Origin of the sequence: Streptomyces sp. NPDC051636, from assembly GCF_044453765.1 — a bacterium.
In the GTDB taxonomy this organism is placed as follows: Bacteria; Actinomycetota; Actinomycetes; order Streptomycetales; family Streptomycetaceae; genus Streptomyces.
Genome location: NZ_JBITDA010000038.1, coordinates 38,731 through 57,335 on the forward strand (window position 1 = coordinate 38,731; position 18,605 = coordinate 57,335).

Consider the following 18,605-nt stretch of genomic DNA (forward strand, 5'->3'; position numbering starts at 1 on the left):
CTCCAACGGTGAGAAACCCGCTGGGGTTCCCGATCGTCTTACGAACTTGGGCCCGCCAGGGCTCAGCCGCCGTAGACGTGGGGCGCGAGCGTACCGACGAACGGGAGATTGCGGTACTTCTCGGCGTAGTCGAGGCCGTAGCCCACGACGAACTCGTTGGGGATGTCGAAGCCGACCCACTCCACGTCGATGGCGACCTTCGCGGCCTCGGGCTTGCGCAGCAGCGTGCACACCTTCAGCGAGGCGGGCTCGCGGGAGCCGAGGTTGGAGATCAGCCAGGACAGGGTCAGCCCGGAGTCGATGATGTCCTCGACGATCAGGACGTGCTTGCCCTTGATGTCGGTGTCGAGATCCTTGAGGATCCGGACGACACCGGAGGACTGGGTGCCCGCGCCGTAGGACGACACGGCCATCCAGTCCATCGTGACGGGGGTGGACAGCGCCCGGGCGAGGTCTGCCATGACCATCACCGCGCCCTTGAGCACGCCGACGATCAGCAGGTCCTTGCCCTCGTACTCAGCGTCGATCTTCGCGGCCAGCTCGGCCAGCTTCGCGTCGATCTCTTCCTTGGTGATGAGCACCTGCTTGAGGTCGGCACCCATGTCTTTCGCGTCCACCCGCATCACTTTCGGTCGTCCCGCACTTACGGCCTTCGGCTGCCCGAACCGCCGGACGGTCCTCCCGGGAGGTACGGACCTCAGCCTTGCCGAATCACCAGTCTGCCACCCTGCCGCTGAGCGATGACCCTGCCCGGGAGATTGATGGCTCCCTGACCGCGCCAGCCGGTGATCAGCCGGTCGACTTCCTCGATGTGGCGGGCGAACAGCGAACCGGCCGGTGCGCCGGCCTCGATGGCGGCGCGGCGCAGGATGCGGCGGCGCACGGCGGGCGGGAGGGCGTACAGCTTGGCGCACTCCAGGAGTCCGGCGGCGTCGCGGACGGAGGCCTCGGCCTGGCGGGCCCAGGCGTCGAGGGCGTCGGCGTCGTCGCGGGAGAGCTGGGCGGTGCGGGCAAGGGCCTCGACGACGCCCTTGCCGAGCGCCTTCTCCAGGGCGGGCAGGCCCTCGTGGCGGAGCCGGGAGCGGGTGTAGGCGGGGTCGGCGTTGTGCGGGTCGTCCCAGACCGGGAGGGACTGGACCATGCAGGCCTTGCGGGCGGTCTGCCGGTCGAGCTGCAGGAAGGGGCGGCGGTAACGGCCGCCGGCCCCCGAGACCGCGGCCATTCCGGACAGGGAGCGGATGCCGGAACCGCGGGCGAGACCCAGCAGGACGGTTTCGGCCTGGTCGTCGCGGGTGTGGCCGAGCAGGATCGCGGCGGCGCCGTGGCACTCGGCGGCGGCGTCGAGGGCGGCGTACCGGGCGTCGCGGGCGGCGGCCTCGGGCCCGCCCTCGCGGCCGACGGTCACGGTGGTGGCCTCCACCGGGTCGAGGCCGAGCTCGCGCAGCCTGAGGACGACCTCCTGGGCGCGCAGTTCCGAGCCGGGCTGCAGGCCGTGGTCGACGGTGACGCCGCCGGCACGGATGCCGAGCTTGGGCGCTTCGAACGCCAGGGCGGAGGCGAGGGCCATGGAGTCGGCACCGCCGGAGCAGGCGACGAGCACGAGCGGGGAGGGGGGACGCTCGGCTGCCTCGTCCGGGGTCCGGGCGGAGGTCTGGTCGTTGAGGATGTCGTGGAGGACGCGGCGGACCGCCAGGCGTATCGCCGCGACCGCAGGATGGGGACCCATGTCCGGTTCCCTTCATGAAGTTTTCGGGGGTTGAGCCCGAGGTTCGGTCACTCAGAGTGTGTCGATGGTGACAGAAACGGGCCGTTCCCCGAGCATTGCACGCCTACCCATCGCTCACGGTCCCTCGGACGGGTGATTGGAGGGGCGTTCGCCTGCCGTCGGCCGGATTCGTTTCACCGCTTCCTCACGGCGTTCAGGACTCGGCCTTGCGGTGCACCCGTGCGACCCAGTCCGCCGGTTCGGCGATCTCCGCCTTGGTGGGGAGGGTGTTCGGGGAGGTCCACACCCGGTTGAAGCCGTCCATGCCCACCTGGTCGACGACGGCCCGGACGAAGCGCTCGCCGTCCCGGTACTGCCTGAGTTTGGCATCCAGACCGAGCAGCTTGCGCAGGGCGATGTCCAGTCGGGAGGCACCCTTGGCGCGGCGCTGCTGGAACTTCTCGCGGATCTCCGCGACGGTCGGTACGACTTCTGGCCCGACCCCGTCCATCACGAAGTCGGCGTGTCCCTCCAGGAGCGACATCACGGCGGTGAGGCGGCCGAGGATCTCGCGCTGGGCCGGGGTCTGCACCAGTTCCACGAAGGACCGGCCGCCGTCGTCCTCCTCGCCCTCGGGGCGGCCCCCGGCGAGTGACTGGGCGGCCTCCCGGACGCGTTCCAGCACGGTCATCGGGTCGACGTCGGTCTCCGCCAAGAACGACTGGATTTCGCCCTCGAGGTGGTCGCGCAGCCAGGGCACGCCCGTGAACTGCGTGCGGTGCGTCTCCTCGTGCAGACACACCCACAGGCGGAAGTCGTGGGGTTCGACGTCGAGTTCGCGTTCGACGTGCACGATGTTCGGCGCGACCAGCAGCAGCCGGCCGCCGCCGTCCTCGCCCGCCGGGAGGTCGCGGGTGGCGGGGGCGAAGGTCTCGTACTGGCCGAGGACGCGGGAGGCCAGGAAGGACAGCAGCATGCCCAGTTCGACGCCGGTCACCTTGCCGCCGACGGCGCCGAGGACCGCGCCGCCGGGGGTGTTGCCGCGCCGTTCCTGCATCTTCTCCAGCAGCGGCCTGAGGATCTCCCGGAATCCGGCGACGTTCGCCCGGATCCAGCCCGGGCGGTCGACGACCAGGACGGGCGTGTCCCGGGCGTCCTCGGTGTCCATACGAGTGAAGCCCCGGACGTGTTCCTCCGAGGCTTTGGCGTGGCGGCGCAACTCCGCGACGACGGCCCGGGCCTCGTCGCGGCTGACGTCGGGGCCCGGCCGTACGAGCCGGGTCGCGGTCGCCACCGCGAGGTTCCAGTCGACCATCCCTGAAGAAGCGGCACCACCGATGCTCGTCATGTGTCAACCGTACGTGAGCGCTGCCGCTGGGGGCAGGGTGAGAGGTAGGCGGGGCCCAGGGGGGCTGTGGGTGACCGGGGTTGGTGCTGGGTGCCTGCCTGGGCAGGGGCCATCGCCCTGCGGAACGAGTGCCCACGGCGGCACGGCGCGGGTCCTATCCGCAGCCGCATCCCGCCAGTGTCGTCGCCGTTCGGTCCAGGGCCGCCTGGGCCTCCGTGGGGTCTGTCGTGTCCGATGTCAGGAACGCGAACGCCAGGAGGCGGCCGTCACGGTCGACCACCGTGCCGGCCAGGGTGTTCACGCCCGTCAGTGTGCCTGTCTTGGCGCGGACGATGCCGGCGGCGCCGTCGGTGTAGCGGCTGGTCAGGGTGCCGGTGAAGCCCGCGACGGGGAGGCCGGTGAGGACGGGGCGGAGTTCGGGGTGGGACGGGGAGCCGGCCTTGACGAGCAGGGCCGTCAGGAGGTCCGCCGTGAGTCTGTCGTCGCGGTCCAGGCCGCTGCCGTCGTGGAATTCCGCGCCGGTGACCGGCAGGCCGAGCTTCTTCAGCCGGGCGGCGACGGCCGTGGCGCCGCCGTCGAAGCCGGGGGACGCCCCGGTCGCCAGGGCGGTCTGGCGGGCCAGGGCCTCGGCGATGTCGTTGTCGCTGTTGGTCAGCATGCGTTCGACCAGGGCGGAGAGCGGGGGCGACGAGACGGTGGCCAGGGTGTTCGCGCGGCCGGTCGCCTTGGAGGGGCCGGGGGAGGTCGTCTTGATCCCGTGCTCTTCGAGGAGCGCCGCGAACTTGCGGGCCGCGTCCGCCGCCGGGTCGGCCACCCGGGTCACCGGGCCGCTGGTGGAGTCGTCGGTGCGGCCCTCGTCGACCGTGAGGGCACTGACGGGGGCGAGATTGTCGTTGACGCCGATGGGGTGCAGTGCGGTGCCCGCGTAGAGGGTGGTGTCGTAGGAGAGGGTGACCCGGTGGACGCCGCGCTTCCGCAACGCGGCGGCCGTGTCGTCCGCCAGTGTGCGCAGGCTCGCCCAGCCCTCCGCCTCCTTGTGGGCGGTGAGGGTCGGGTCGCCGCCGCCGACGAGGACGAGTTCGCCGGTGTCCGGTTCGAGCGCGGCGCGGGTGGTGAGGCGGTGGTCGGCGCCCAGGGCGGACAGGGCGGCGACGGCGGTGGCGATCTTGGTGGTGGAGGCGGGGGTCATGGCCCTGTCCGCGCCGGTGCCGTACAGGCGCCTGCCGGTCGCCACGTCGACGACGGCCGCCGTACGGACGCTGCCGAGCGCCGAGGAGTCCAGAAGGGGACCCAGGACGTCCGCGAGGGCCTTCCCGGCGGGGGCGGACTTCACGGTGTTCGTGTCGCCGCCGAGGCCGGTCAGGACGGACGCGGCGCTGGGGGCGGGCCGGGGGCCGGCGGCCGTCGTACCGGAGCCGCCGCCGTGATCTCTGCCACCTGCCCGCTCCTGAGCGGCGGCCCGGTCCCGCTCGGCCGTACGCTGACCACTGGCGTCCCAGGGACCGGCGGCGGTCACCACACCGGCGGCCAGCGCCAGTCCGGCGGTGGCGGCGCCGGCGCTGTACTGCCAGGTCCTCAGGGCCGCCGGCCGGGAGGTCCCCCGGGACCGCGGGGCCAGGGACGTGATCCGCGCAAGTTGCGGTTTCACTGCCCGCGTCACCCGCGTCACCCGCACGACCTGCGGTTTCGCGGCCGTGGCGGCCCGTGCCAGTCGTGGTCGTACGGCTTCCGCGATCCGCACCACATGCGGTCTCGCGGCTCGCCAAGGCCTCAGCTCTGGCACGACCACCAGCCCCTTTCGCGATCACACACCTGCGTGAGGGACACTTAACCACCAGAACTATGTGCTGATCATGGAGGAGCCACCGGTGGAGTTCGACGTCACGATCGAGATCCCGAAGGGTTCGCGGAACAAGTACGAGGTGGACCACGAGACCGGTCGGATCCGCCTGGACCGTCGTCTCTTCACCTCGACCGCCTACCCGACCGACTACGGCTTCGTCGAGAACACCCTCGGCGAGGACGGCGACCCGCTGGACGCGCTGGTCATCCTGGACGAGCCGACCTTCCCGGGCTGCCTGATCCGGTGCCGCGCGATCGGCATGTTCCGGATGACGGACGAGGCGGGCGGCGACGACAAGCTGCTGTGCGTGCCGGCCACCGACCCGCGGGTGGAGCACCTGCGCGACATCCACCACGTGTCGGAGTTCGACCGCCTGGAGATCCAGCACTTCTTCGAGGTCTACAAGGACCTGGAGCCCGGCAAGTCGGTCGAGGGTGCCAACTGGGTCGGCCGTACGGACGCCGAGGTGGAGATCGAGCGGTCGTACAAGCGCTTCAAGGAGCAGGGCGGTCACTGACCGCAGGTTTTGGCTCGCACGGGCCGCGGCACCCTGGTGGGGTGCCGCGGCCCGTCTGCGTAGCCATGCGCATACTGAGGCCTACGGAAGGTGTCGTTCAGGGAGCGTTGCGGAGTGACGGAGGCGGAGGAGCGCAAGCCTCGGTCGGACGAGGCGAGGAGCTCGTACGATCCCGAGATCACGTCCGAGTTCGCGATTCCCCGGGGGCTCGCCGTCCCGAAGACCGGTGGTGAGTCCGAGACCACCTCCGAGTTCGCGGTGCCGGAGGGGCTGGACGCGCCGCAGCCGTCGAGTCCCGAGCCGGAGGGGTCGGCGTTCAGCCCGCCCAGCACCTACCACGCCAAGCAGGCACCGCCCGCGTTCACGCCGCCGACCGGGATACCGGCGGTCAGCCTGATCAAGGACGCGCCCTGGCAGGACCGGATGCGCACGATGCTGCGGATGCCGGTGACGGAGCGGCCCGCGCCGGAGCCGGTGCAGAAGGCGGACGAGGGCGGCCCGGCCGTCCCGCGCGTGCTCGACCTGACGCTGCGTATCGGCGAGCTGCTGCTCGCGGGCGGCGAGAACGCCGAGGACGTGGAGGCCGCGATGTTCGCGGTGTGCCGGTCCTACGGGCTCGACCGGTGCGAGCCGAACGTCACCTTCACCCTGCTGTCGATCTCGCACCAGCCGTCCCTGGTGGAGGACCCGGTGACGGCGTCCCGGACGGTGCGGCGCCGGGGGACCGACTACACGCGCCTCGCGGCCGTATTCCGGCTCGTGGACGACCTGACCGACCCCGAGACCCACATCTCGCTGGAGGAGGCCTACCGGCGCCTCGCCGAGATCCGCCGCAACCGGCACCCGTACCCCGGCTGGGCGCTGACCTCGGCGGCCGGGCTGCTGGCGGGGGCGGCCTCGCTTCTCGTCGGCGGTGACGTGATCGTGTTCGTGGCGGCCGCGCTGGGCGCGATTCTCGGCGACCGGCTGGCGTGGCTGTGCGCGGGGCGCGGGCTGCCGGAGTTCTACCAGTTCACGGTGGCCGCGATGCCGCCCGCGGCGATCGGCGTGGCGCTCACGCTGACCCACGTCGACGTGGTGGCCTCGGCCGTCATCACCGGTGGGCTGTTCGCGCTGCTGCCGGGGCGGGCGCTGGTGGCGGGCGTGCAGGACGGGCTGACCGGCTTCTACATCACCGCCTCCGCGCGGCTGCTGGAGGTCATGTACTTCTTCGTCGGCATCGTCGTCGGCGTGCTGGTGGTGCTGTACTTCGGCGTGAAGGTGGGCGCCAAGCTCAATCCGGACGCGGCGCTGAACATCGCCGAGCGGCCGCTGCTGCAGATCGCGGCGTCGATGCTGCTGTCGCTGACCTTCGCCGTCCTGCTGCAACAGGAACGGTCCACCGTGCTGGCCGTGACCCTCAACGGCGGTGTCGCGTGGTCGGTGTACGGGGCGATGCACTACGCCGGCGGTATCTCGCCGGTGGCCTCCACGGCCGTGGCGGCGGGGCTGGTGGGGCTGTTCGGGCAGCTGCTGTCCCGCTACCGGTTCGCGTCGGCGCTGCCGTACACGACCGCCGCGATCGGGCCCCTGCTGCCGGGGTCGGCCACGTACTTCGGGCTGCTGTCGATGGCGCAGAACGAGGTCGACGAGGGGCTCGTGTCGTTGGCCAAGGCGGCGTCGCTGGCCATGGCCATCGCCATCGGGGTCAACCTCGGGTCGGAGATCTCGCGGCTGTTCCTGCGGTTCGGCTCCGCCGAGGGGCGGCGGGCCGCGAAGCGGACCAGGGGGTTCTGAGCGCCTACTGGCGGTAGTTGCCCTGGTTGTAGTCGTACGGGTACTGCTGCTGGTCGTAGTCCTGCGGGTACTGCTGTCGGCCGTGGTTCTGCGGGTGCTGCTGCCGGCCGTAGTACTCGTCGTAGCTCTGGTCATAGCTCTGGTCGTAGTTCTGGTCGTAGTTCTGGCCGGAGCTGTACGGCTGCTGCTGCTCGTACGCCGGCTCCTGGTGCTCCGGCTCGATGCGGCGCAGCTGCGTCGTCGCGTCGTCCATGACCGGGGCCTGCTGCCGGGCGGCGGGCGGCGCGTTCTTGGCCTTGGAGCGGGCCCGCAGGAACTCGATGGCGATCGGGACCACCGAGACGAGGACGATCAGGATGAGGATCGCCTCGATGTGCTTGTTGACGAAGCCGACGTTGCCCAGCCAGGAGCCGAGCAGGGTCACGCCCGCGCCCCACAGGACGCCGCCGATGACGTTGAAGACCAGGAACGAGCGGTACCGCATGCCGCTGACGCCGGCGATGATCGGCGTGAAGGTGCGCACGATGGGCACGAAGCGGGCCAGGACCAGGGACTTGGCACCGTACTTCTCGAAGAAGTCGTGCGCCTTGGTGACGTTCTCCTGCTTGAACAGGCGGGAGTCCGGGCGGTTGAAGAGGGACGGGCCGACCTTCCTGCCGAACATGTAGCCCGCCTGGTCGCCGAGGACCGCGGCCAGGCAGATGAGGGCGATCGCGGCCCACAGCGGGAAGTCCAGCTTGTGGGAGGTGATCAGCAGTCCGCAGGTGAACAGCAGCGAGTCACCCGGCAGGAAGAACCCGATGAGCAGGCCCGACTCGGCGAAGACGATGAGGAGCAGGCCCCAGATGCTGTACGTGCTGAGCAGGTAGTCGGGGTCCAGCCAGCTCGGGCCGAGGGCGAGTGTCATCACGGGTCCGGGCTCCTGAGGGGTGAAGGCGACGGCGGTGTCCTTGTGCGGCCGCACAAAGCTATCAACGCCATGCGTCCGCCCCAGGTTCCACCGGTGCCTTCAGGATGCACTGCGCGGCGACCGGCACAAAGCTGTGAGCACGTGCGCGTACGGACCTGGAGGGTCCTGGCCCGGGATCACTCCCGGGCCAGGGGTTACGCGGCGTGGCGGGCGGCGTTCGCCAGGATGGCCTCCTTGAGGTGCTCGGCGAGGCCCGGGCGCACGGAGTCGTAGAACGCCTTGAAGCGCTGGTCGGACACGTACATCTCGGCCAGGCACCGGTGCATCTCGTACGGGCACTCGTAGAACCACCTGCTGATGTGCTGCCGGTGTTCCTCGGCCAGTTCCATGGCCGCCTCGCCGGCCGGCGGCTCGCCGGCGGCCACCAGGGCGGCGTACTGCTCGCTCCAGGCGTCGGCCTCGGCCTGCAGGCGCTTCCAGTCGTCCTTGGTGTAGCGGGCGGCGCGGCGCTGCGACTCCGCCCACTCCTCGGTGCCGCCCCAGCGCGCTTCCGCCTCGTCGGCGTACTGCGCGGGGTCCTTGTCCCCGAAGACCTCGAACCGTTCCTCGGGCGTGAGGTTGATACCCATCGTGCGTGCCTCCATGGCGTGCTCCACGGCCTCGGCCATCTTCCGCAGCTTCTCGATCCGGGCGGTCAGCAGCTCGTGCTGGCGGCGCAGGTGCGCGCGCGGGTCCGCGTCCGGGTCGTCGAGCAGGGCCGCGACCTCGTCGAGCGGGAAGCCGAGCTCCCGGTAGAACAGGATCTGCTGCAGCCGGTCGAGGTCGTCGTCGCTGTAGCGCCGGTGGCCCGCGTGGCTGCGCTCGCTCGGGGTGAGCAGGCCGATGTCGTCGTAGTGGTGCAGGGTGCGCACCGTGACTCCGGCGAAACCGGCCACCTGTCCGACGGAGTAGCTCACTTTCCGCTCCTTCTCTCGGTACGCACTCCACGGTGGGCCCTCACGTGACGTGAGGTGCAAGCCCGTTTCCCTCGAGATGTTGTGCCGGCTTTGTCCGCTTATAGTGATCTTGTGGCCCAGGACACCGCGCGGCAGGCGCCCCCGACCGCCCCGGCGACGCCCGCGCGTGCCCTGCTGCCGCTGATCCTGCCCGCTCTGGTCGTCGGAGTCGGGGCGAGCCTGCTGTTGCTGCTGGTGAACGGGGTGGCCGAGCGGCTCCAGGACCTGCTGTGGACGAACCTGCCCGACGCGCTCGGGGTCGGCCGGTACTCCGTGCTGTGGATGCTGGTGATGCTCACCGCGACGGGCGTGCTGGTCGGGCTGGTGGTGTGGAAGGTGCCCGGGCACGCGGGTCCGGACCCGGCCACGCTGTCACTGCACGCCGTGCCGCTGCCGCCCGTCGTGCTGCCGGGGTTGCTGCTGGCGACCGTGCTGATGCTCGCGGGCGGGCCCAGTCTCGGGCCGGAGAACCCGATCATCGTGGTGAACGTCGGGCTCGCGCTCTGGCTCGGGCACCGGCTGGTCCCCGGCCTTCCGGGCGGCGTGTGGGGCATGCTGGCGGAGTCGGCGACGATCGGCGCGCTGTTCGGCACACCGGTGGCGGCCGCGCTGGTGATCTCCGAGGCGCTGGCCGGACGGCCGCTCAAGGGGGCGCTGTGGGACAACGTCTTCGCGCCGCTGGTCGCCGCTGCGGCGGGCGCGCTGACGACCGCCCTGGTGGCCCACCCCGCCCTGGACCTCGGTCTGCCCCCGCTCGGGCGACCGGACTGGGGCGATCTCCTGGCCGCCCTGGTGATCGCGCCCGTGGCGGGCCTGGTGGGCCTGTGCGCCGTCTACGCCTTCCCGTACGTGCACGGCGGCTTCCGGCGTCTGGGCCACCCGATGCTGGCCCTGCCGGCCGGCGGGCTCGTGCTGGGGCTGCTGGCGGCGCTGGGCGGGCATCTGACGCTCTTCAAGGGACTCGCCGAGGCCGCGGAGCTGGCGCGGAATCCCCAGGGCAACTCGGCGGGGCGGCTCGCGGTCCTGGCGGTGGTGAAGGTGGCCGCACTGCTGGTCGCCGCGTCCAGCGGCTTCCGCGGCGGGCGGATCTTCCCGTCCGTGTTCATCGGCGTCGCGCTCGGCCTGTGCGCGCACGCGTGCGTGCCCGCCGTCGATCCCGCCCTGGGCGTGGCGGCGGGCGTGCTGGGCCTGCTCCTGGCGATCACCCGGCAGGCCTGGGTGAGCCTGTTCACGGCCGCGGTCATCGTGGCCTCGCCGACGGTCCTCGCCGTGCTCTGCATCGCCTCACTGCCGACCTGGCTGCTGGTCACGGGACGGCCGCAGATGCAGCTGCGCGAGGACGGAAGCCCGGTCCGCTGACCCTGTCGACCCTTCAGGAAGGCATCTCCATGGCACTGCACAAAGGCCCCGGGAAGCACGACGAGCGGCCCATGTCCGTCAACCCGTTCTTCGGCGAGGCGAACCCGGTCGGCGGCATGACCGAGGCCCCGCCCAAGCACCGGCTCCCGGACGGGGCGCTGCCCCCGTCGACCGCGTACCAGCTGGTCCACGACGAGCTGATGCTGGACGGCAACGCGCGGCTGAACCTGGCCACGTTCGTCACCACCTGGATGGAGCCGCAGGCCGGGGTGCTGATGGGTGAGTGCCGGGACAAGAACATGATCGACAAGGACGAGTACCCGCGCACCGCCGAGCTGGAGCGGCGCTGTGTGGCGATGCTCGCCGACCTGTGGCACGCCCCGGATCCGGCGGCGGCCGTGGGCTGTTCGACGACCGGCTCCAGCGAGGCGTGCATGCTCGCCGGGATGGCGCTCAAGCGGCGCTGGGCGCGGCGCAACGCCGACCGATACCCCTCACCGGACGCCCGCCCGAACCTCGTCATGGGCGTCAACGTCCAGGTCTGCTGGGACAAGTTCTGCAACTTCTGGGAGATCGAGGCACGCCAGGTGCCCATGGAGGGCGACCGGTACCACCTCGACCCGCAGGCGGCGGCCGAGCTGTGCGACGAGAACACGATCGGGGTCGTCGGCGTCCTCGGCTCCACCTTCGACGGGTCGTACGAGCCGATCGCCGAGCTGTGCGCGGCTCTGGACGACCTCCGGGCGCGGACCGGTCTGGACGTGCCGGTGCACGTGGACGGCGCGTCCGGGGCCATGATCGCGCCCTTCCTGGACGAGGACCTGGTGTGGGACTTCCGTCTCCCGCGCGTGGTCTCGATCAACACCTCGGGGCACAAGTACGGGCTGGTCTACCCGGGGGTCGGCTGGGCGCTGTGGCGCGACAAGGAGGCTCTCCCCGAGGAACTGGTCTTCCACGTCAACTACCTGGGCGGCGACATGCCGACCTTCGCCCTCAACTTCTCCCGGCCGGGCGCCCAGGTGGTCGCCCAGTACTACACGTTCCTGCGGCTGGGCCGGGCCGGCTACCGGGCCGTGCAGCAGACCACGCGGGACGTCGCGCGCCACCTCGCCGACCGGATCGAGGCGCTGGGCGACTTCCGGCTGCTGACCCGGGGCGACGAGCTGCCCGTCTTCGCCTTCACCACCGCCGAGGACGTGACGGCGTACGACGTGTTCGACGTCTCCCGGCGCCTTCGGGAGGGCGGCTGGCTGGTGCCCGCCTACACCTTCCCGCCGAAACGGGATGACCTGTCGGTCCTGCGGGTGGTGTGCCGCAACGGCTTCTCCGTCGACCTCGCCGAACTGTTCGTCGAGGATCTGAGCCGCCTGCTGCCGGAACTGCGCCGGCAGCCGCGTCCGGTGACGAGGGACAGGGACGCGGCCACCGGGTTCCACCACTAGCGGCCGAGCCGACGTGCCCCGGGTCGCCGGGGCCGCGAGCAGGTCGCGTACGGCCCACTCCCTCACTGGGCAAACCTGACTACTCAGAGAGGTAACGCGCCTGTGGGCGGATCGGTCGAACTTGATCAGAGGTCATCTCCCGGATGCCGCTCCCCCGTCGCGTACGGGTTCTCCTCGCCCTCGGCCAGCACGCCGACGAACGGTTCGCCCTCACCGGCGAAGGTGTAGGCGCCGCGTTCGAGGCGTTCGACGAGCCCGCGGGTCCAGGCGGCGTCGGAGTCGGCCGTGTGGACCCACAGGTTCATGATCTCCCCGATGTGGCCCAGCTGTTCGGGGCCGTCCTCGGGGATGTAGTGCCCGGTCACGGCGGACCGCCACTGCTCGATCCGCCGGATCCGCTCCTTGAGCAGGGCCACCGCCTCGGCGCGCGGCAGCTCGACGAGGAAGCCGATGGCCGCCGACTGGATGTCCATCCTCTGGTCGTAGGAGACCAGGGCCTCCCGCAGCAGCCGGAGGAACTCCGCCGTGCCCCCGTCGGTGATCTCGTACTCGGTGCGCGGCGGGCCGCCGGCCGTGGACGGCGCGGTCTCGTGCGCGTGCAGCAGGCCCTGCTTGGCCATCTGCTTCAGGGCGTGGTAGATCGAGCCGGGCTTGGCGTTGGACCACTCGTGCGCACCCCAGTACTCCAGGTCGTTGCGCACCTGGTACCCGTGGGCCCGCCCGTGCTGGCGGACCGCGCCGAGCACGAGCAGGCGGATCGCTGACATGCGGTCCAGGTTATGGCCTCACTTTTCGGCGAGAGCCACCAGCTCGAACGCCGTCTTCCCGTCCAGCGACTCCCGGATGATGTCGGCGTGGCCCGCGTGCCGGGCGGTCTCCCGGATCAGGTGCAGACACAGCCAGCGCAGCGAGACGGCCTCGTCCGGCGGGAACCACGGGTCGTTCGGCAGCGGGAAGGTGTCGTCGAGGCTGGGGGCGGAGCGGATGAAGGCCTCCGTCCCGGCGGCGACCTGCTCCCAGTACGCCAGCTGGGAGGCGAGGGTCTCGCCGTCGACCAGCTGGAAGCACTCGTGCCAGTTCGACTCGTCCCGCTTGACCGCCGGCGGCTCGCCCTTGGCACGGGCCACCCAGCCCTGCTCGACCTCGGCGACGTGCTTGACCAGCCCGGCCAGGGACAGTTCGCTGGCGCTGGGCCGGCTCGCGGCCTGCTCCTCGGTCAGCCCCAGCACCGCCCGCCGGATGCCGCCGCGCTGCTCGGCGAGGAAGGAGAGCAGCGCTCCCCGCTCGTCGCCCTGGGCCTCGGCTCGCACGTGAGTGACCATGACCGGCCGCCTTTCGTCGGATCGGCTCCTGCTGCCTGACATGGACGACGTTACGGGCCCTTGAGGACAGGTGCTGTCCTCAATCCCGGGACTGGACGCAGAGGGACCCAGAGTGGACTCAGAGGGGAAACGCACTCCGCCCGTACTGCACCGAGATCCACTTCAGCGTGGTGAAGGCGTCCAGCGTGGTCTCGCCGTTCAGCCGGCCGATCCCGGAGTGCTTCTCGCCGCCGAAGGGGACCAGCGGCTCGTCATGGATCGTGCCGTCGTTCACGTGGAACATCCCCGTGTCGATCCGCTTGGCGAAGGACACGCCCCGCTCGACGTCCGCGGTGTGGACGGCGCCGCTCAGGCCGTAGGGCGTGTCGTTGACGATGCGGACCGCTTCCTCCTCGCCGTCGAAGGGGACGAGCAGGGCCACGGGCCCGAATATCTCCTTGTGCAGGAGGGAGGAGTCGGACGGCACGTCCGTCAGGACGGAGGGCTCCACCAGGTTGTCGGTGGCCGAGCCGCGCACGAGGAGCGTGGCGCCCTCGGCCACGGCCTGCTCGATCGCGGCCGAGATGGTGTTCGCCTGGAGGGAGTTGATGACCGGGCCGATGACCGTCTGCGGGTCGCTGGGGTCGCCGGTCTTGAGCGTTCTGACCTTGGCGACGAACTTCTCGGTGAACTCGTCCGCCACCGAGCGGTCCACCAGGACGCGGTTGGCGGCCATGCATACCTGGCCCTGGTCGGCGTACCGGCTGAAGACGGCCGCGTCGACGGCGTAGTCGATGTCCGCGTCGTCCAGCACCACCAGCGCGCTGTTGCCGCCCAGTTCGAGGACCGCCCGCTTGAGCTGCGCGGCGCACACGGTGGCGATGTGCCGGCCGACCTTGTCGGAGCCGGTGAAGGAGATCAGCCTGGGGACGGGGTGTTCTATGAACGCGTCGCCTATCTCGGCTATGTCGGTGAGGACGACGTTGAACAGGCCGGGCGGCAGGCCCGCGTCCTCGAAGAGCTTCGCGAGCAGCGTGCCGCCGCAGACCGGGGTGTCCTGGTGCGGCTTGAGGACGACGGCGTTGCCGAGGGCGAGGGCCGAGGCGACCGGCTTGACCGACAGCAGGAACGGGAAGTTGAACGGGCTGATGACGCCCACCACGCCGACCGGGACGCGGTAGAGGCGGTTCTCCTTGCCGTCGACCGGCGACGGCAGGAACCGGCCCTCGCAGCGCAGCGCCAGCTGGGCCGACTCGCGCAGGAACTCCTTGGCCAGGTGCAGTTCCAGCTGCGCCTTCATGCGCGTGCCACCGAGCTCGGCGATGATCATCTCGGTGATCTCGGCCTCCCGCTCCTCGACGAGGCGCAGGACCTTCTCGAAGAAGACGCGGCGGGTGTACGGGTTGGTCTCGGCCCATTCGCGCTGGGCGCGGGCGGCCGCCCGGTAGGCCTGGTCGACCTCGTCGGTGGTGGCTATGGTGATCGAGGCCAGCTTCTCGCCGTCGTACGGGTTGAAGTCGATGATGTCCCAGGAGCCGGTGCCCGGGCGCCACTCACCGTCGATGTACTGCTGAGCCAGGTCGGTGAAGCAGGACGACATGTGATCCCTCGATCCCTTGCTGCCGAAGCAGTCGAGACAGACACCCGATCAACTTCACGGTCCGATGAGACTGATCACCTGTCATCGTACTTGTGATTGCAGTGAGTTGGGCGTCACCTGGGGACACGACACCGTGCGCGGTCAAGACGACCGCACGCTCAGGACATGTGCAGCAGCCCGCGCAGCAGGTGCCGGCTCTCGTCCGGTCCGGGACTGTCCTGCTGGAGTTCCTTCAGGGCCTGCTCGTACTGGGCGACGTCCTCGCGCTTGTCCAGGTAGAGCGCGCTGGTGAGCTGCTCCAGGTAGACCACGTCCGACAGGTCGGACTCGGGGAAGCTGAGGATGGTGAAGGCGCCGCTCTCCCCGGAGTGGCCGCCGAAGCTGAACGGCATGATCTGCAGCCGGACGTTGGGCCGCTCGGAGATCTCGATCAGGTGCTGGAGCTGCCCGCGCATCACCTCGCGGTCGCCGTACGGGCGGCGCAGGGCGGCCTCGTCGAGGACGATGTGGAAGTCGGGGGCGTTCTCGGCCACCAGGTACTTCTGCCGCTCCAGCCGCAGCGCCACGCGCCGCTCGACGTCGGCCGTGCTCGCGCCCTTCATGCCGCGCCGCACGACCGCGCGCGCGTACTCCTCGGTCTGCAGCAGGCCGTGCACGAACTGCACCTCGTACGCCCGGATCAGAGCGGCCGCGCCCTCCAGACCCACATACGTCGGGAACCAGCTCGGCAGCACGTCGGAGTAACTGTGCCACCAGCCCGCCACATTGGCCTCCTTGGCGAGGGAGAGCAGGGATTCACGCTCGGCCTCGTCGGTGATGCCGTACAGCGTCAGCAGGTCTTCCACGTCTCTCGTCTTGAAGCTCACCCGGCCCAACTCCATCCGGCTGATCTTCGACTCCGAGGCGCGGATCGAGTACCCCGCCGCCTCGCGCGTGATCCCCCGCGCTTCACGCAGTCGCCTGAGTTGTGATCCGAGCAGCATGCGCCGCACCACCGATCCCGGCTCTCCCGCGCTCACGTTCGCCAGCCTCCCCAACGTCTTCAGGGGCCGCAGTCTGCCACTAAAACACTTCGAGCTGTACTCGTCCGATTACACAAACGGAAAGAGGCCAATGATTTCGCGCAGGAAGTGGCAAGCGAAAGGTGTGCGACGTGCAGGAGGTTGGCGGAAAAAATGGCCAACAAGCGGTACGGGGCGGCTCAATTCGGTCTCGTGCACGTGCATCTGCCCTTGCATCTGCTCTGCGCATCCGAAACCATGGTCCCGCGCCACCGCTGCATCGCAACGACCGCGAATTCCCGGGAGTGCCTCGCATGGGGACGAATGGATCGACCATGCTCGAGCCGTTACGGCAGGGCCTTCCGCCGCTGGATCCCGCGGCCGTGTCCAATGCCGCCTCCTGCGCCCTGCCGGCCCGCTACGAAGCGGTGCGCGAAGCCCGCCTGTTCACCCGCCGGACGCTCGACCAGTGGGACGTGGGCGACCGCTTCGACGACATATGTCTCGTCGTCTCCGAACTGGTCACCAACGCCCTGCGGCACGCGCTGCCGGGCGACGCCGGGCGGTGCGGGGACCAGGCCTCGCCGGTGCGGCTGCATCTGATGCGGTGGACCGAGCGGCTGGTGTGCGCGGTGCGCGACCCCAGTCACGAAACCCCGGTCGCGCGCGACTCGGACGACTTCTCGTCGGAGTCGGGCCGCGGCCTGTTCCTCGTCGACTCCTTCAGCGACAGCTGGGGCTGGCACCCGCTGGCCGGCACCCTCAACGGCAAGGTCGTCTGGGCGCTGTTCCGGCTGCGGCCGGCCGAATGACGCGACGCGGCGTCGACTGACGCCGCGTTTCTACGCGCGTCCGCCCGAATGCCCTCAACCGCCCTCGCCCGGCTCCGGGTCGGGCGAGTGGCGTCAGCCGACTATCAGGTGGTCGAACTCGCCGTCCTTGACGCCCAGCAGCATCGCCTCGATCTCCGCGCGCGTGTAGACGAGCGCGGGACCGTCCGGGAAGCGCGAGTTGCGCACCGCCACGTCTCCGCCCGGCAGGCGGGCGAACTCCACGCAGGAACCCTGCGAGTTGCTGTGCCTGCTCTTCTGCCAGGCCACTCCGTCCAGCTGCGTGGCAGCCATGCCGTTGTACACGTCGTACCCCCCGTACACGCCGTCAACGTCGCGGTCCACAGGTCGCTCCCCGGTGGTGCACTTGGCTGGTGTGGCCATAGATGCTGTGGTCAACTGACCCGGATCATAGCCCTGTTCATGTGCAGATGCATGGGCAGATGCACGTGCACGGGGGGTGTTCCTCTGGTTACAGCTTTGACGACTGCTTTACCGTCTGCTCTGCCGAAGCCGTTCCAGCTTCTGCCCCGGAGCTCGCGGGACATGCGAACACCGGCCCCCGTCCATGATCTTCCGCGCCACGAGTCCTTCGTCCACTGGAAAAGACGCGTACCGAGCCCTTGGTGTTCCAGCGTCCACGTGTTGGTCCGGCCGGGACCAGGCTCACAGCGAATACCTGCCGGGCGTCCTGAAGTACTCCGGGTAACTCCTGGTAGCTTGCTGCGGTCCTCCGGCCAACCGGTGGCCGACCGGCTACAGCTTGGGAGCTTGCAGTGACTTCGGCGACTACGAGGGTGGCGAACACCAGGGTGCGGACAGCGGCCGCCGCCGCCGGGCTGGCGGGCGCGCTCGCGCTCACCGCGTGCGGCGGCGGGGGCGGCTCCAAGGACGACTCCTCGAACAGGCCGAGCGCGTCCGCGGCCTCCACCGCGGACACCGGCGGCGGTACCGGCGGGGTGACGGGAACGTCCGGCAGCCTGCAGGGCAACTGGCTCACCACGACCGACGGCAAGGCCGTCGCCCTGGTGATCACCGGCAAGAAGGCCGGGCTGTTCGCGACCGGCGGGACCGTGTGCAGCGGGACCGCCGACGAGCAGTCCGGGATGCAGATGATCCACCTGACCTGCGCCGGCGGCAGCAAGGACCGGGCGACCGGGATGGTCGAATCGGTCGGCAAGAGCACGATGAGGATCACCTGGTCGGGCAAGCTCGGCAAGGAGACCTACACCAAGTCCGAGGGCGGCAAGCTGCCGTCGGCGCTGGCTACGGCGAGCATCGGCACGCCGTAGCGGTGGGGCGCGCGACCGGACGCCGGGCGCAGGCGTGATGATGCTGGCACACCGTCACGCACTCGACAGGGATCCCACTCATGCGCGCCACTCCGCTCACCGTCACCGCCCTCGCCGCCGCCCTCGCCCTGACCGCCTGCGACGACGGCGGCGGCAGCGGCAACAAAGGCAAGAACAGTTCCGCCTGCGAGATCGGCGGGGTCTCGGTGCAGGTCGGGTCCGCGAGCGTGGCGCCGGCCGCCGGTGACACGGGCGAGGTGCCCGTCAGCATCACCAACCAGAGCGCACCGTGCACCCTGGACCGGTTCGCCGGCGTCACCCTGCAGGGGGATGGCGTCTCACTGGACCTCTCCGCCCAGCAGGGCGCGAAAGCGCAGAAGCTGAAGCTCCAGAAGGGCGACTCCGCGTCCTTCACCATCACCTACGTGCGGGGCGCGGCGGGCGACAAGAACAGCCTCGCCGCCAACACCGTGAAGATCACCCTGCCCGGCGACAGCACGGTCCAGAGCTTCCCCTGGAAGTACGGTCCGGTCGCCGGCAGGAGCAAGGCGGGGGACCAGGCTTCGGTGAGCGCCTTCCAGCAGGTGGGCGACTAGGCGGTTTCGTTTGGATCATCGGGCGGACCAGAGGAAGATGCCGGCGATGTGGAGTCCGGCGAGGTAGATGGTCGCGGTCTTGTCGTAGCG

General features: G+C 70.5%; 18 protein-coding genes. 7 read left to right on the forward strand and 11 right to left on the reverse strand.

The features are described from left to right. Positions 1 to 62 precede the first annotated feature (62 nt). The 4 genes from hpt to dacB all read right to left on the reverse strand — a co-directional run bounded on the left by hpt (position 63) and on the right by dacB (position 4,842). Positions 63 to 623, reverse strand: coding sequence for a hypoxanthine phosphoribosyltransferase (hpt, locus tag ACIBBH_RS38165; RefSeq protein WP_399412867.1), 561 nt, complete (start codon positions 621 to 623; stop codon positions 63 to 65). A gap of 74 nt (positions 624 to 697) precedes the next feature. Then, positions 698 to 1,726 carry a tRNA lysidine(34) synthetase TilS gene (gene tilS, locus ACIBBH_RS38170; protein WP_399412870.1) on the reverse strand — a complete coding sequence of 343 codons (1,029 nt, stop codon included), beginning with the start codon at positions 1,724 to 1,726 and terminating at the stop codon, positions 698 to 700. Positions 1,727 to 1,919: 193 nt separating this feature from the next. Further along, positions 1,920 to 3,053, reverse strand: coding sequence for a zinc-dependent metalloprotease (locus ACIBBH_RS38175; protein ID WP_399412872.1), 1,134 nt, complete (start codon positions 3,051 to 3,053; stop codon positions 1,920 to 1,922). A gap of 154 nt (positions 3,054 to 3,207) precedes the next feature. Then, positions 3,208 to 4,842 (reverse strand): D-alanyl-D-alanine carboxypeptidase/D-alanyl-D-alanine-endopeptidase, encoded by a 1,635-nt coding sequence (gene dacB, locus ACIBBH_RS38180; protein WP_399412875.1) that lies wholly within the window; start codon positions 4,840 to 4,842, stop codon positions 3,208 to 3,210. 79 nt (positions 4,843 to 4,921) lie between these two features. Here dacB and ACIBBH_RS38185 point away from each other — a divergent pair, with 79 nt between their 5' ends. Both ACIBBH_RS38185 and ACIBBH_RS38190 read left to right on the forward strand, forming a co-directional pair. Continuing rightward, positions 4,922 to 5,413, forward strand: coding sequence for an inorganic diphosphatase (locus ACIBBH_RS38185; protein WP_030342671.1), 492 nt, complete (start codon positions 4,922 to 4,924; stop codon positions 5,411 to 5,413). A 114-nt stretch (positions 5,414 to 5,527) separates the two neighbouring features. Further along, positions 5,528 to 7,189, forward strand: coding sequence for a threonine/serine exporter ThrE family protein (locus tag ACIBBH_RS38190; protein WP_399412877.1), 1,662 nt, complete (start codon positions 5,528 to 5,530; stop codon positions 7,187 to 7,189). A 4-nt stretch (positions 7,190 to 7,193) separates the two neighbouring features. On the opposite strand, the gene ACIBBH_RS38195 is transcribed toward ACIBBH_RS38190, so the two are convergent. Together ACIBBH_RS38195 and ACIBBH_RS38200 are read right to left on the reverse strand one after the other, a co-directional pair. Beyond that, complete coding sequence (locus ACIBBH_RS38195) at positions 7,194 to 8,099, reverse strand: DedA family protein (protein WP_399412879.1); 906 nt, start codon at positions 8,097 to 8,099, stop codon at positions 7,194 to 7,196. A gap of 194 nt (positions 8,100 to 8,293) precedes the next feature. Next, positions 8,294 to 9,055, reverse strand: a complete 762-nt coding sequence (locus tag ACIBBH_RS38200; protein WP_399412881.1) for a MerR family transcriptional regulator — start codon at positions 9,053 to 9,055, stop codon at positions 8,294 to 8,296. A 111-nt stretch (positions 9,056 to 9,166) separates the two neighbouring features. Here ACIBBH_RS38200 and ACIBBH_RS38205 point away from each other — a divergent pair, with 111 nt between their 5' ends. Both ACIBBH_RS38205 and ACIBBH_RS38210 read left to right on the forward strand, forming a co-directional pair. Then, entirely contained in the window at positions 9,167 to 10,453 is a 1,287-nt protein-coding gene (locus ACIBBH_RS38205; RefSeq protein WP_399412883.1) for an ion channel protein, read from the forward strand. Between the two features lie 29 nt (positions 10,454 to 10,482). Further along, positions 10,483 to 11,895, forward strand: a complete 1,413-nt coding sequence (locus ACIBBH_RS38210) for a glutamate decarboxylase (protein WP_399412885.1) — start codon at positions 10,483 to 10,485, stop codon at positions 11,893 to 11,895. Between the two features lie 125 nt (positions 11,896 to 12,020). Here ACIBBH_RS38210 and ACIBBH_RS38215 read toward each other — a convergent pair whose 3' ends face one another. The 4 genes from ACIBBH_RS38215 to ACIBBH_RS38230 form a co-directional block, all read right to left on the reverse strand. Next, positions 12,021 to 12,662 carry a PadR family transcriptional regulator gene (locus ACIBBH_RS38215; RefSeq protein WP_399412887.1) on the reverse strand — a complete coding sequence of 214 codons (642 nt, stop codon included), beginning with the start codon at positions 12,660 to 12,662 and terminating at the stop codon, positions 12,021 to 12,023. Positions 12,663 to 12,680: 18 nt separating this feature from the next. After that, the gene (locus tag ACIBBH_RS38220) at positions 12,681 to 13,217 is read right to left on the reverse strand and encodes a DinB family protein (RefSeq protein WP_399412889.1); all 537 of its coding nucleotides are present in this window, start codon (positions 13,215 to 13,217) and stop codon (positions 12,681 to 12,683) included. Between the two features lie 118 nt (positions 13,218 to 13,335). Beyond that, a complete protein-coding gene (locus ACIBBH_RS38225; protein ID WP_399412891.1) occupies positions 13,336 to 14,796 on the reverse strand; it encodes an aldehyde dehydrogenase family protein in 1,461 nt (486 codons plus the stop codon). Positions 14,797 to 14,954: 158 nt separating this feature from the next. Continuing rightward, positions 14,955 to 15,779, reverse strand: a complete 825-nt coding sequence (locus ACIBBH_RS38230; protein ID WP_399412904.1) for a helix-turn-helix domain-containing protein — start codon at positions 15,777 to 15,779, stop codon at positions 14,955 to 14,957. A 332-nt stretch (positions 15,780 to 16,111) separates the two neighbouring features. Here ACIBBH_RS38230 and ACIBBH_RS38235 point away from each other — a divergent pair, with 332 nt between their 5' ends. Then, positions 16,112 to 16,609 carry an ATP-binding protein gene (locus ACIBBH_RS38235; RefSeq protein ID WP_399412893.1) on the forward strand — a complete coding sequence of 166 codons (498 nt, stop codon included), beginning with the start codon at positions 16,112 to 16,114 and terminating at the stop codon, positions 16,607 to 16,609. A gap of 93 nt (positions 16,610 to 16,702) precedes the next feature. Here the strand turns inward: ACIBBH_RS38235 and ACIBBH_RS38240 are convergent, their stop codons facing one another. Beyond that, a complete protein-coding gene (locus tag ACIBBH_RS38240) occupies positions 16,703 to 16,972 on the reverse strand; it encodes a DUF397 domain-containing protein (RefSeq protein WP_399412895.1) in 270 nt (89 codons plus the stop codon). 452 nt (positions 16,973 to 17,424) lie between these two features. Here ACIBBH_RS38240 and ACIBBH_RS38245 point away from each other — a divergent pair, with 452 nt between their 5' ends. Continuing rightward, positions 17,425 to 17,919, forward strand: coding sequence for a hypothetical protein (locus tag ACIBBH_RS38245; RefSeq protein ID WP_399412897.1), 495 nt, complete (start codon positions 17,425 to 17,427; stop codon positions 17,917 to 17,919). Positions 17,920 to 17,999: 80 nt separating this feature from the next. Continuing rightward, positions 18,000 to 18,515 carry a DUF4232 domain-containing protein gene (locus ACIBBH_RS38250; RefSeq protein ID WP_399412898.1) on the forward strand — a complete coding sequence of 172 codons (516 nt, stop codon included), beginning with the start codon at positions 18,000 to 18,002 and terminating at the stop codon, positions 18,513 to 18,515. Positions 18,516 to 18,605: the final 90 nt, after the last annotated feature.